This is a genomic window from Alishewanella tabrizica (genome assembly GCF_014652375.1).
GTDB lineage: Bacteria > Pseudomonadota > Gammaproteobacteria > Enterobacterales > Alteromonadaceae > Alishewanella > Alishewanella tabrizica.
This window is the reverse complement of the sequence record NZ_BMYR01000005.1, coordinates 34,292-48,220: the sequence shown is the minus strand read 5'-3', so window position 1 is coordinate 48,220 and position 13,929 is coordinate 34,292. Positions and strand designations below refer to the sequence as shown.

General features: G+C 39.5%; 12 protein-coding genes. All 12 read right to left on the bottom strand.

Features of this window, described 5'->3' with window-relative positions; translation table 11 throughout:
- Positions 1-44: 44 nt before the first annotated feature.
- Entirely contained in the window at positions 45-1,220 is a 1,176-nt protein-coding gene (locus IE070_RS06970) for a nucleotide sugar dehydrogenase (protein ID WP_189481855.1), read from the bottom strand.
- A 46-nt stretch (positions 1,221-1,266) separates the two neighbouring features.
- On the bottom strand, positions 1,267-2,706 hold the full coding sequence (locus IE070_RS06965) for an MBL fold metallo-hydrolase (protein ID WP_189482205.1): 1,440 nt from the start codon (positions 2,704-2,706) through the stop codon (positions 1,267-1,269).
- Between the two features lie 16 nt (positions 2,707-2,722).
- Positions 2,723-3,277, bottom strand: coding sequence for a sugar transferase (locus IE070_RS06960; protein ID WP_189481852.1), 555 nt, complete (start codon positions 3,275-3,277; stop codon positions 2,723-2,725).
- Positions 3,271-4,218 carry a UDP-glucose 4-epimerase family protein gene (locus IE070_RS06955; protein ID WP_189481850.1) on the bottom strand — a complete coding sequence of 316 codons (948 nt, stop codon included), beginning with the start codon at positions 4,216-4,218 and terminating at the stop codon, positions 3,271-3,273. The genes IE070_RS06960 and IE070_RS06955 overlap by 7 nt, the downstream gene beginning before the upstream one ends.
- A complete protein-coding gene (locus tag IE070_RS06950; RefSeq protein ID WP_229796969.1) occupies positions 4,208-5,383 on the bottom strand; it encodes a glycosyltransferase family 4 protein in 1,176 nt (391 codons plus the stop codon). The genes IE070_RS06955 and IE070_RS06950 overlap by 11 nt, the downstream gene beginning before the upstream one ends.
- A gap of 7 nt (positions 5,384-5,390) precedes the next feature.
- Entirely contained in the window at positions 5,391-7,031 is a 1,641-nt protein-coding gene (locus IE070_RS06945; protein WP_189481848.1) for a heparinase II/III family protein, read from the bottom strand.
- A 2-nt stretch (positions 7,032-7,033) separates the two neighbouring features.
- Complete coding sequence (locus IE070_RS06940; RefSeq protein ID WP_189481847.1) at positions 7,034-9,166, bottom strand: bi-domain-containing oxidoreductase; 2,133 nt, start codon at positions 9,164-9,166, stop codon at positions 7,034-7,036.
- A gap of 42 nt (positions 9,167-9,208) precedes the next feature.
- Positions 9,209-9,973, bottom strand: coding sequence for an AglZ/HisF2 family acetamidino modification protein (locus IE070_RS06935; RefSeq protein ID WP_189481845.1), 765 nt, complete (start codon positions 9,971-9,973; stop codon positions 9,209-9,211).
- 2 nt (positions 9,974-9,975) lie between these two features.
- Positions 9,976-10,590 (bottom strand): imidazole glycerol phosphate synthase subunit HisH, encoded by a 615-nt coding sequence (hisH, locus tag IE070_RS06930; RefSeq protein WP_189481843.1) that lies wholly within the window; start codon positions 10,588-10,590, stop codon positions 9,976-9,978.
- A complete protein-coding gene (locus tag IE070_RS06925; protein WP_189481841.1) occupies positions 10,587-11,720 on the bottom strand; it encodes an N-acetyl sugar amidotransferase in 1,134 nt (377 codons plus the stop codon). Before IE070_RS06925 ends, hisH begins: the two co-directional genes overlap by 4 nt.
- 13 nt (positions 11,721-11,733) lie before the next feature.
- Complete coding sequence (locus tag IE070_RS06920) at positions 11,734-12,561, bottom strand: glycosyltransferase family 2 protein (RefSeq protein ID WP_189481839.1); 828 nt, start codon at positions 12,559-12,561, stop codon at positions 11,734-11,736.
- A gap of 107 nt (positions 12,562-12,668) precedes the next feature.
- Positions 12,669-13,925 carry an O-antigen ligase family protein gene (locus tag IE070_RS06915; RefSeq protein WP_189481837.1) on the bottom strand — a complete coding sequence of 419 codons (1,257 nt, stop codon included), beginning with the start codon at positions 13,923-13,925 and terminating at the stop codon, positions 12,669-12,671.
- Positions 13,926-13,929 lie beyond the last annotated feature (4 nt).

Below are 13,929 nucleotides of genomic sequence, written 5' to 3'. Positions count from 1 at the left end.
TCACCTCAACCAGGCCGCCTAAAAACGCTTACTAACCCAATCGGTTAATCACTACCAAACAAATCACGGGTATATACTTTATCTTCTACATCCGCTAACGCATCGGTGCGACGATTAGCAATAATCACATCTGATAATTGTTTAAATTCGTTTAAATCGGTAATCACACGGCTATTGAAAAACAGTGACTCTTTAAGTTCAGGTTCGAACACGATTACTTCGACACCTTTGGCTTTAATACGCTTCATAATGCCCTGAATGGCCGAAGCACGGAAGTTATCTGAACCCGATTTCATCACCAAACGATAAACGCCTACAATCTTCGGTTGGCGTTTAATAATCGCTTCAGCAATATAGTCTTTACGAGTGCGATTCGCTTCAACAATAGCCTGAATAATATTATTCGGAACATCTTTATAATTCGCTAACAGCTGTTTTGTATCTTTAGGTAAGCAATAACCGCCATAACCAAAGCTGGGATTATTGTAATGATTACCAATACGCGGATCTAAGCCAACCCCTTCGATAATTTGACGAGAATTAAGACCATGGCTCTCAGCATAACTGTCCAATTCATTAAAGTAAGCAACTCGCAGTGCCAAATAGGTATTCGAAAACAATTTTATCGCTTCAGCTTCAGTGCTATCCGTAAAAAGTACCGGCACATCTTGCTTAATCGCCCCCGCTTGCAACAACGCCGCAAACTGTTTTGCACGTTCACTTTGCTCGCCGACTATGATTCGCGAGGGGTACAAATTATCGTATAAGGCACGCCCCTCACGAAGAAACTCAGGCGAGAAAATAAGATTATGCATCCCAAACTTTTCGCAAGCTGATTTCGTAAAGCCAACAGGAACGGTAGATTTAATCACCATTACAGCATTGGGGTTGATACTGAGTACTGTTTTGATAACCGCTTCTACACTGCTTGTATTAAAATAATTGGTAACAGGATCATAATCTGTTGGTGTAGAAATTATCACAAAATCAGCATGGGTATAGGCTTCTTCTGCACTTAACGTCGCAGTAAAGTGTAAAGGCTTATTAGCTAAAAAATCGCTGATCTCTTTATCTTCGATTGGCGAGCGTTTGTCATTCAGTAATGCAACTTTCGCAGGTACGATATCAACCGCCACTACCGTATTATGTTGTGCTAATAACATCGCATTTGATAAACCAACATACCCCGTACCGGCTACCGCAATTTTTAAACCCGACATGACATTCCTCGTTTATTAACCTTGGCCTGTTAAGGCTTACATCAAACTATAACTTACTAACGTGATTGGCAATTTTTGCTTCAATACCCTGCTGTGCCAACGCCAGCTGTAAAGCCAACTTAGCGGGCTCATCACCATGCACAATTACCACCTGAGAGGGCACACGTTTACCTTTACTTGCGAAGGCAATTAAGCCTTTTTTATCAGCATGGGCTGAATAACCACTTAATGTTATCACTTCTGCATGAATATCAATACGCTGATTATCAATGGTGACATACCCTTTTTGTGGGCCAAAACGTTGTATAGCCGCACCAAGGGTACCTCGCGCTTGATAGCCTACAAAAACCACTTGATGGATAGCATACCCTAACAACGCTTTTAAATAATTGACCACTCTCCCGCCCTCACACATGCCGCTAGCCGCTATAACGATAGCCGGTTTACCCGTACTCGCTAATAGGTTTACTGCAGCCAGATGCTCTGCATGGCTATCAATGGTATGCAATTGAGTAAAATCAAGCGGATGCCGACCTGCCGCTAAGCGATGTCGAGCCTCATTATCCCAACATGCACTTAATTGACTATAAGCAACATTAAATTTTGCTGCTAGCGGTGAATCGACAATTACCGTTAACGCATCCCAACGTAAATGCTGGTGAATATGCTGCCCTTTTAATTTAAAAATAAGGCTTTCAATTTCGTACAACAATTCTTGGGTACGACCAATACTAAAGGCTGGAAATAATACCGTGCCATTATCTTGGAGTGCATGCAGCAACACTTGCTCTAAGCGCGCCAAGCGCTCTCGTCGATGGCTATGCAATTTATCACCATAGGTACTTTCAAGCACAATCACATCGGCAGCATAAGGCGGCTTTGGTGCCACTAACAAAGGCGAATACGGTGCTCCTAAATCGCCAGAAAAAACTGTAATAAAAGATTTACCGTTGAGCTTATGCTTAATCTCAACATAGGCAGACCCTAAAATATGTCCCGCTTTTTGCAATCTAAACTGCCCCGCGGGCTTACCTTGATAGTCTGGTAAGCGATACCATGTTTTAAACGCACATGGCACAATTTGCTTTGTTACAGTTCGGATAAACCCTTGAATAAGGGCTTCATCACGCGTTACGCCAACTTTAAGGGCATCTTCTAGCACTAGCGGTAATAAGTGAGCAGAGGCCTCAGTGCAATAAATTGGCCCAGTAAAACCTGCAGCTAACAAATAAGGAATGCGCCCAACATGATCAATATGAACATGGGTAACAATCAACGCTTGTATTTGTTCAATGGGAAAACGGATAGGCAGAAAAGACGCAGAGCCATTACCTTGTTCATCACCCTGAAACAAACCACAATCAATTAAAATACTGTAATCGACTGCAAGCTGATACTCATGACAAGAACCGGTTACCCCATCCACCGCACCGTGATGCAGAATAACAGGCGGTGTTGCAAAAAAATGCGTAGGGCGTGTCCTCAACGTTTTCCTAATCAGACTATTTTTTAATTCTGTCGCCACTCCCCTTTCCTGCAACCGTTTGCACAATATATTTAAAGTAGTTGGCTAACGTTAAATTTTCCAACATTTTTGCATCCGTTTGAGCCAGTAACACTGGAGTCGACATATCAATTTCGTTTACTTGCGCTAAGCCCGTAATTCCTGGGCGCGCCTTTAAAACCCCCCGTTGCTCACGTTCTGCAATCAGTTCCTCTTGATTAAACAAACACGGTCGTGGCCCAACCAAGCTCATATCACCGCATAATACATTCCAAAGCTGTGGCAATTCATCAAGCTTGGTTTTACGCAAAAAACCACCAAAAGGTGTAATAGCACTCGCACTGGCCAAATGACTGGCAACTGAGGCGGTATCTTTTTTCATTGTTCGAAATTTGACTAACGTGAAAGCCTTTTTATTACGTCCCACTCTAACTTGCCTAAAAATAGGCGAACCTGTTTCAAATAAACCAATAATCGTCAAAATAACTAACACGGGAAAACCAAAAAGTAACCCGAAAAAAGCAAATACAATATCCAACAACCGAATTAACATAAATCCTCTTTTACAAAACAACGACGAATACCCTCTTCCATTGAGATGGGGGGGCTCCAGTTTAAAGTTTCTTTTGTGTGGGTGATATCGACTTGTAAATTTCCACACAGTCTATCTACTACCGCTTGCTTACCAATTAATTTACCCGCGAACTTAAGCCAACTTACGGGGACTGGTAACAATCGCGGTGTTTTACCAGCAGCACGAGTCATCATTTGTAGCAACTCAGTCGTTGAAACATCATGATCGTCACTGACCAAAAAAGTCTGATTTGCTGCTTTAGGGTGATCAATACAGGTAATAATTAAATCGACCAAATTATCAAGTGCGACCAAACTACGTTTGTTATTGATAGCACCAAGAGGTAATGGTAAATTTTTTTTAGCCAGATTCATCATTGCAGCAAAGTTGGCTTTAACACTCGGTCCATAGACAAGTGGCGGTCGAATGATGACTACTTCCATCATAGATTCTGCAGCTAATTGTCTAAGAGCTACTTCAGCTTGCGCTTTTGATATCCCATAATCATCACTGGCATGGGATTGATCAATCATGCTGAACTTTTTATTACATGCTGTGCTCTCACCATTAACCTTGATACTACTTATGAATACGAAACGTTTAACACCTGCTTGAGCCGCCTGTTTGGCTAAATTTAATGTACCTGCCACATTAACTGCCAGGTACTCCTCAAGAGGATTGCTGGCAGTGTCAGCCATTACATGTACACGGGCTGCCGCATGAACGACAACATCAACATTTTTTAAAACCGTTGAATAATCGGTTAAAGGACAAATTTCTGCTTGATAAAATCGACCTCTGGGGATGCAGGGATCACGCCTACTCAGCAAACGGAGTTCTTTTGTAATCAGCTTCGTCGCTAAAGTCCCGCCAACAAAGCCAGTAGCGCCAGTAATCAGAAGCGTTTTTTCATGCTTCATGTTTTACAACACTCACTATATCTCTGGCCATTTCAGCCATAATTTTCTTACGCGAAAATTTATTAATAAAATCTAACCTTGGCGTTTCACCTAACGCCAAGCTATCAAAGCATATGAATGCGCCATGATCATCACCTGGATAAAACACCGCACTGTTAATGACTTCCTCTGCAAGAAATTTCTCGGCATAACCCGCTACCCCCGCCCACACTGGTTTTCCTAAAGCAGCATACTCAAATATTTTTGAAGGTAATACTTTTCTGAAAGCAGGATAGTCATTCAAATGTAAAAATAATACATCGGCATTTTGATATTCGCGGATTAATTCACTGCGACTTACCGGAGGTAATAGCTCAACATTACTTAATCCATTTAACTTTTGTAACAGTAACGGCTTTCGTCCACCATCACCAATGACCCTGAAGATAGCTTTTCCTTCTAATCGTTTGGCTAATGCAGGCAATATAGTATGTAATCCTTGCCCTTCCCCCATATTGCCGGCATATAGTACGGTTATAATATCATGTACTTTAACCGCTTTTTTTATTTGCGGCGCCACTGCAATGAACTCATCATCTATGCCATTAGTAAACCAACGATATTCAATATTAGGATAACGAGTATGAAAATATTCTTTAAAACCTTTTGAAACTAAATTAATTCGCTTTGCTTTACTAAAAGCATAATACTCAAAAAAGGAAAAAACTGGCTTCACTAGCCAAGTTATTTTAGCGGGCAAGACATCTTTAATAGTATCTACAAAGATATCTCTAATATCCAAATATAATGGTAGATTTTTAGAAGAGGCTATTTTTGCACCTAAAAGTGCCGTAAACAAACGTGAAGAAGTAGCAAAAACCACATCGTAATTTTTGTCTCGTGTTAGTTTAAGTGCTTGACGGTAAAACGCTGTGAACGCTTTTATTTGATCTAACATACCGCTTCTATGCGATGGTAGAGCAATTCGATGAATTTCAACGTTTTCTTTAATTTCATGTTGTGGTGCCGAAGCAGAAAAAGAAGCATAACGATTTGGCAATGTAGTTATAACGTCTATTCCAACGCCGGCATGTTGCTTTAACTGTTCAACCAAAGCTGTACATCGGAAAGAGCCTGCACACAAATCTGGCTCGTAATAAAAAGAGAGTACTAGAACTTTCAACATCGACTTCCTAAATAATAGAAAAGATAATTTTTACTTCATCTGCCCTAAAGTCAGCAATTATCTTGTTGGACATGATTGTTTCACCAAACCCAGGATGCCAAGTTGAAGGCAATATTTGGAGTGGCACATTACTACTCACTTTCAATACCTTCCCACACAAAAGCGTGAGACTTAACTCACAAGGAGCTATTTGTGTCACTTTGATATTTGGATGCAAATGCCAATACATATGAGCGTTGTTAAAACGTCCTTGCAGTCGATCAATAACAGATAAACTTTTGGTCATTACTGTAACTTGACGAGTATGATTCACTTTACCGTTAAGTCTTTTATAGCCATCATGAGACGCGATAAGTGTCACATTATCCTTATCAAGATTGGAATGTAAAAGTTTAGCATATGCACGGCGAGCGACTCGAAAACCACTCCATACCTCGGAGGAATCAGCATCATCCACTACAACAGTATTATGCGCAGCCGTCTTTCGTTGCCGTAATCTCTCTTCACTTATTCCGTAAATTGAAGTACCCGAGTTCACAAGCACACGATTTAACTCAACTGACCATTCTAAGCTAAGAGTGTCAGCATGGGCATGGCCGGGTAAATAATCAGGGCCTACAGCAGCATGATCTAAGAGTAGCGTATGTTCAGGCATCGAAACCCGACTATAACCAGAAACAGGTAGTGTAACCAGCAAAGGTAAAGGCATCGTCTCGAACTCAAGCCCTAAAATGGTAGCATAATTGAATAATTGTTCAGGCGTGGCTGCAATCCCCATTGTGCTATCATTAAAAAAACTGACCTCACCATCTGGGTGGCGCATTATTCTGAGCCAATTAAGCGCTTTAATTGCAACATTTCGCCACCACGGCAATTTTGCAGCTAACTCAGACCGACCAGTCAGCTCAGCCAGATTAATTAAATCCAATAAATCCCACAATAAAATGCCGTGGTACATCGGAGATAGTTCAAAATGTCCACCGTCTTCTAAAAACTGTTCAGGAATTTCCCGCTCAAGAATTTTTAATCCCAGTTTAAGGTATTTAGACGCTGAATCCCCCTGCAAAAAACAACCAACAAACACCAAAGCTTTAGCATTAGCGAATAAATGATTACCTAAAATATGGTATTCAAGCTGCTTACTAAGTGCATTCGCCTGCACTTCAATACTGCATATAATGTCAGGTATATTAAGTCCAGCTCTGTTATACCACTTAATCCAATTGACTAATCTTAACGATAAAGGATAAGCCTCCCAGCCATTACCAAATACGGCTGGGTTTTCAGCTATCCACCGTTTGACTAGTTCCAACTGAATGCTAAAACGCGCCTTACTGTCTTGAGCATTTAAATCGTCAAAATAGTGTAAGTTATACAGCCAAAGCTTTTCGAAAGCTTGATTGTTCCAATCCTTTGCTGAGTTAACAACTCCTTTCAGATTAAGGAAACACACCTCGTTATTTCCAAGGAAAGAAGGTTTAATGACTTCAGGACCACTCCACTCCCAGTCAGCAGGTTTAGAAACGTTAACCGTTACGTTAATTTTTCGAAGTGGTTTCGCCTTGTAGTAGATCCTGTAAGCGATCTGTTCAAAACGTAGTGGCTTAATTGTATGGTAAAGCCGCTGAAATTTGGATAACAGTGACATTCTCAATCCTGCTGAATTCGAAGTTGTTCAGCTATTTCAATCGACACTCTGGCTACTTCAAAAACTTCTTCCACAGGTATTGGGCAAGCTTTACCCTGATTAATTGCTGTTAAAAAAGCCTGACAACAGGCTTGCTGCCCCTTATCTTGACGCCATAAATTCATCTTCGAAAAACCGGGCCATCCAAAGCCTTTCAGTTTAAGAAAATTGTCTAATTGTAGAACTCGGCCAGCAGTAAACACCTCAACTCGCTCTTTGGGGAAACTTGATGAACCATTTGCAAAGTAATGAATAGTGCCAAAAGACCCATCAGCAAATCCCAAAATAATAGCCGCTTTATCTTCTGTAATCGCCTGATGAGGATTATCACCCATACGACGAGCCTGAATAGAAATGATCTCTGATCCAGCCAGATAACGCATTAAATCTATAAAGTGGCAAGCTTCGCCGATAATACGACCACCACCAACAAGGTTATCCTGCGTCCAGTGATCTTTAGGAATGGCACCAGCATTCATGGTCATAATAAATGATTTTGGTTCATTGACAGTATTTAGCAATGATTTCATTTTTTGAATATGTGGCGAAAATCGTCTATTGAAACCTAGCATCAATAACTGCTTACCGCCTGTCTGGCTATATGCAGCTTCAACTTTCGCCAGTTCGTCTATGGTTAACGCTAACGGTTTCTCTACAAAAACATGCTTACCGTTTAGCAAAGCTTGCTCAGTAAAATAAGCATGACTGTTATGCTGTGTAACAATAACAGCAGTATTGATTTCAGCACATTCAAGAAGTGCTTTTGTATCAGTAGAGGCATTGGCAAAACCAGACTTTTCACCATGAATAACACTGTTGATACCACCAGAGGTGCTAATAGTATGCAATTGAGCACCAGCAGCTTTAAATGCAGGGATAAGTACCCGAGAAGCGTAGTTTCCAGCACCTATAAAGCCTAAGGTTGGCAAATTACCGTCAAATGTAGTTTGCAATAAGCTAACAGAACGGATGTGTCTTTGTTTAAATTCACCAGGGTACTTTAATAAAATACCAAGAGCGGTTTTATCGTCGGTTAAAACCGCATAAGCCTCTGTTGCATTTTCAAATATAAATCGATGCGTAATCAAAGCTTCAACATTAAGGGCGCCTGCAGACATCATATCAAGCACCGCCTCAAAATTACGTTGCTCCGTCCAACGTACAAAAGGCAGAGGATAATCTAAACCTCTTTGCTCATAATCAGGCTCATAGCGGCCAGGGCCGTATGAACAGGACACTTGAAATATTAGCTCTTTTTCATAAAAATCAGCCCTGTTCAATTCAAGACCGGTTACACCAACTAATACAATTCGGCCACGTTTGCGGCTCATTCTGGCTGCTTGCGTCACAGGATCATTTGACTTAGTGGAAGCAGTTATAATAACTGCATCAACACCATGACCTCGGCTAAATGCCATACCCGCTGCGACAGGATCTTCGCCAGCACCAGGATTACAAATTTCCGCACCAAATTGTCTGGCGAGTTCAAGTTTCCGTTGATCAAAATCAATAGCTAATACTCGACATCCCTGAGCGCGGAGCAGTTGAACTGTTAATAAACCTATTAAACCTACACCAGTAACAACAACTGCCTCACCCAAGGTCGGCTGAACCAGCCTGATACCTTGCAAACCAATGCTAGCTACAACCGTAAAAGCGGCTGCTTCATCACTAACATTATCGGGTATTTTTGCGCATAAGTTTTTAGCTACTCTTGCAACATCAGCATGAGGACCGTTAGAAACAACCCTATCGCCTGGTTTAAACTGCTCAGCGCCCTTGCCTACAGCTTCGACAATGCCTACATTACAGTACCCCAGAGGCAAAGGCTGCCCCAATTTAGAACGAACAGCATCAATAGTGGTTAACAGACCGTCCGTCTGGACTTTTTCGAGCACCATTTTAACTTTTTCAGGCTGTTGTCTGGCTTTATCAATCATCGACGCTTTGCCAAAATCAACCAACATGCGCTCTGTGCCAGCAGAGATCAGGCTGCAGGTAGTATTAATCAGTAGATGCCCGGATGTAACCGAAGGAGAAGGGGCTTGTACTACAGTAGTAGCACCTTTAGCGAGATCTTGGAGAATTTGCTTCATTATTAAGCCTTTAAAAATTCTATTCTAACAATCACGAGAGCACTAGCGCTGATTGAGCAATTTTTTGTCTTCTACAGAGGGGTAATTAATTAATACTGCTCGGTAAGTACCTTTAAAAACGAATAAGCTACCTGCGGCAACACCTATAACTTTATGTTCATCAATAACAGCCTTGATATCATTTAAAGAACCGGCCCCACCAAGTACCGTAAGAGGAATATCAATCGCAGACCTGATTAACCGAATTAATTTATGGTCATAGCCAGCCATTTTGCCATCATTGTCAATTGAGTTAACAACAATCTCACCTGCACCGAATTGTTGAGCTTGTTTTGCTAATTCAACCACATCACCTTTTATTTTTTTGGTACCGTTCAGAATATAGCAATCATAACCACCAAAAAGGGTTTTCTTAACATCCAGCACAACCACAACACTTTGCCTGCCGATAGCTTGGGAAATTTCAGTTATTATCTCAGGAGTTTCCAGCGCGCAAGAGCTAAGCGCAACTTTTTCAACACCTAAATTACTTATTCTTACCGCTTGTTCAACCGTTTTAATTCCACCACCATAACAGAAAGGCATACGGCATTCGGACGCAAGATTCTCTATCATTTTGTAATCTGGCTCGCGGTTTTCTCTGGATGCATCGATATCTAAAACGACAAGCTCATCAACCAGTTTTTCATTAAAAATTTTAACGGCGTTTATGGGATCACCAACATATTTAGGATCTTTAAAATTAACAGTTTTTACTAAGCCTTTATTCTTAACCAGTAAGCATGGAATAATTCTTGACCGCAGCATAATTATAAGTTCGCAAAATTTTTCAGGAGGGTAACGCCATTTAATAAACTCTTTTCAGGATGAAACTGAAAACCGTAAATATTCTCTTTGTGCACAGCACATGAAAACTCACCTGCATACTCTGCAACAGCAAGAATATCGTTAGTATTGTCCGCACTAAAATAGTAAGAATGTAAAAAATAGAAGCCCTGCTCATAATCAATGCCGGCAAAAACTTCCATATCTTTTTTAGGGCGAACCTGATTCCAACCCATATGAGGGATCGTCGGCTTATGGCTTAGCTTTGTAATGTCAATTTTACGAACGGTGCCATCAACCCAACCTAGACCGGCCAAGATGCCTTCCTCACTGGAATTAGCCATTATTTGCATGCCAACACACACACCTAAAACAGGCACTTTTTGGTTAAGCACCATATCGTCGAGTACTTCACGCATACCAGATCCGTTTAACAGCTGCATGGCATAATCAAACGCCCCGACTCCGGGTAAAATCAGTTTATCAACAGCCTGTATTTCAGCAGCACTTTTAACGGCCTTAAAGGGAATGTTCAGTTGCTTGTAAATATTTGCAAAAGCACTAATATTGCCAAGACCATAGTCAACTATGCCAATCAACGCTTGCCCCCTTTTTCCAAACCCAGGGTGCGCATAACCTTGGCACCAATGTCATAAATGCTCTGCTGGTTCTTATAGTCACGAAAGGTTTTATTCGGTGCATCCATATAGCCCTGTAACTCAGCAACACTAATACCAAGCTTAGTTGCTATATACTCAAACTCATGTGCTATTTGCTCTTCGTCATAAGCTGGCTGTTTAAGTTTCTCAAGCGCTTCTTCACGAGTCATTTGTCCGGTAAGAATTAAACTCGAATATTGAACTTTACGGGTGTCGTAACCAAATTTCTTTGGCAACCAATAGCCTTCGTAAAATTTAGTAAACCGTGATTCAAAATGCTTTTGGGCGTACCGCTGGTAGCCAAAATTATCAACCAGAAACTGCGTAGCATCTTCTTTGTGATAAGGCATGTAATCTAACGGCCGTATTAATTTTATACCTCTGATATAAGGCAAAAACACCTTATGCCATAAAATATTAGTCACCGGATAATTCTTTAATGGGATAGTACCAAACTTTTTATGTATATCAACTAACTGAGTAGCGTCAGACTGGTAGTACATCCACTCAAGTGGGTTACGTACACATTCCGTTGAGTAATTTCCACCGGTAAGGATATAGTTAACTTTGTACTTAGAAGCAAATTTATACATGGTTGCAAAAAAAGAGTGATCTTGCGGACTGTCAATGTGCGAAACACCTGATTTAATAAATGCAAGCTGCAAATCTTTCATTTCTTCCCAGTCAATAACTTCTGTATATAAATCAAGCCCTAGCTTATCAACAATTTTCTCGATGTTATTAACAGCAGTTTGAGAATTCCAGCCAGCATCCACGTGAAACACCAACGGCCTTAACCCAAGCTTTTCTTTTGCAAGGTAGGTTAGGTAAGAGCTATCAATACCGCCACTCATGCCAATGATACAGTCGAAATCTTTGCCTTTGCCTTCAGCCCTAATTTTATCGGCTATGGCCATTATATTACTATAGCCAACTTCGTCGGTGTGCCATTTTGGTTTAATGTCTTTGTCGAATGTCAGACAGTGATCACACACCCCATGCGCATCGAACACGATTTTAGAGTCTGTTGTGTCCATTACACAACGTGTACAAACTTGGAAATCACGCATTAATAACTATCCTTTATGGCCAAACTTTTACATATTTGCGGTATTCTTTGTGCGCTTGGCGAGAATATTGCCACTTCAACTTGCCAGGGATCATACCCGTAGATGCATGGCAGTAATGAGTTACCGAAATTCGAGGCTCATAGTACGTTTTAAAGCCCTTTTGCTCAAGTTGCTTTGATAAAAAGAACTCTTCATACATCAAGAATGTAGGGGCCCAAAGCTCATCAAAATGGTCAAAAAATTTCGGTGTTAAAATATAACACGCACCATAACCTTGATGTATCTCTTGAGCTACTGCATGTTGTTGTTCGTCTTTTCTGTCAGTAAAACGATGAGTAATTTTAGCAAGTCGAACTATAAGACCCGCAAGCCAATAGCTAGAATGATAAAGGTCATAAACAAATTCACGTTTCTTGCTAATACCTGAAATGACATGCGGGTTTTGCGGAGTTCCATCAAGCATGCGAATATCAGGAGAAACAACAGGATATTTGTCAAAAACAGAACTACAAACATCTAATTGCTTGTCAAAGTCGTCTGGAAAAATTAAATCATTATTGCCAACTACCATGTAGGAAATTTCAGAGTTTTCTTTTTTGGCTATACGAATACCTATATTAAGCCCTTCAAAGTAACCATGATTCTTATCATTAAAAATCGCTGTTACCCAATGTTTATGCTTTGATTGAAGAGATACCAATTTTTCCTTTTCTTCATCAACGCTGGAATTATCGACAACATAGACCTTGGTAACACCAGACAAACTTGATAATGAATCAAGCATTTTTTCTGTGTAAGTTGTATTATTAAAGTTAGTAACAACAAAAACTATTAGACACACTATTGACACCTTAGGATAAAATAAAAAATTCAAAAACCGAATCAAACTAAGAAAAAAAAGCAGTTCAGCATAATTTTCATAAAAAATAATAAGGAGATAATTAAATTTTAAGATTTAAATCGCAATCCCTCACGCACCGCATTCTCTTCATTGCGAATATTAAGTGCAACTCGCAACAAATAAGCAAGAAGAGCTAAAACTTTTACATCAAAAAAGAAATCCAAACTAAATGATGTAATAAAACCTGCAACAAAAACGAAGGTTACAATCTTTGAAACATCTGAAATTTTGGAAAAAACAATCAAATTTTTAAAGATGTAAAACATCAAAAAAAACAAAGCTAAAACTCCAAAAAAACCATACATTACAAAAATGTAAACATAATCGTTATCAAAACTTTTATTGTAAATGTCTAAGTTATCTAGAAATGAGCGACCTGCTCCAAATAGTATTAAGAAAAAGTTCGAGTTTATAACGGCACTAATTTGGGCATTCCATATATCTACCCTCGCACTCATCGAAGAGACTTGAAGACCTAATTCGGTTAGCCTTTTTAAATCATAAAAAGTGTTAATCAAAACATCCCAGAACACAAACGCAAAACAAAATAAAGCAAAAAATACAATCGACATCATGAATACGTAAGTAAATTTTTTAGTGATGATAACCAAAAAGAAAAAGATAAACATTAAAATCAATAAAACTAATATAGCCGTCTTAGATTGAGCAAGCGCAACAATTGAGAAAGATAGAAGTATTCCGATATAGCTAGATACAGTTCTATTTGAGTAATTAGCTCTTATAATAAAAAAGGCAAAACTAAAGACTGCTAACACACCATGCTGGCCTGGTCCAGGCGAAAGACCCAATGCCCTTACGCTACTTAGTGAAAAAGAAAACTCGCTATGTGATTTACTGTTATAAAGATCTGAAACAAATAGCGTAAAATAATTGCTGAAATGAGTAAATTGCATCAAAGAAATAGTAAAATCGATTGCCAAGTATAGAATTAGTAAATTATGAAAGTACTTAAAGGTTTTATCGTTTACAGATAAAAAAACAACCAAAAAACAAAAAACTTTAACCATCTCTTTAATATCAGACAAGCTGTCAAAATAAATTGCTTTAGCTAGAGAAAAAGAAAGGTAAAAAAGAAATATATATGTAAAAAAAAGAGCAGGCACCTTAGCATAAAACCTAGAACCAAAAAAAACAAAAGGCATTAACATGACAAAAACGATGGAATAAAAAACACCAAAACTCGCAGCGGGTGCAAATAGAATAACAAGCAAAGGGATACGCATCAAAAACGATTTAATATCAAAAAATTTTTTTGGGTATTGATTAAAGGAAAAGTTAGACATTAAA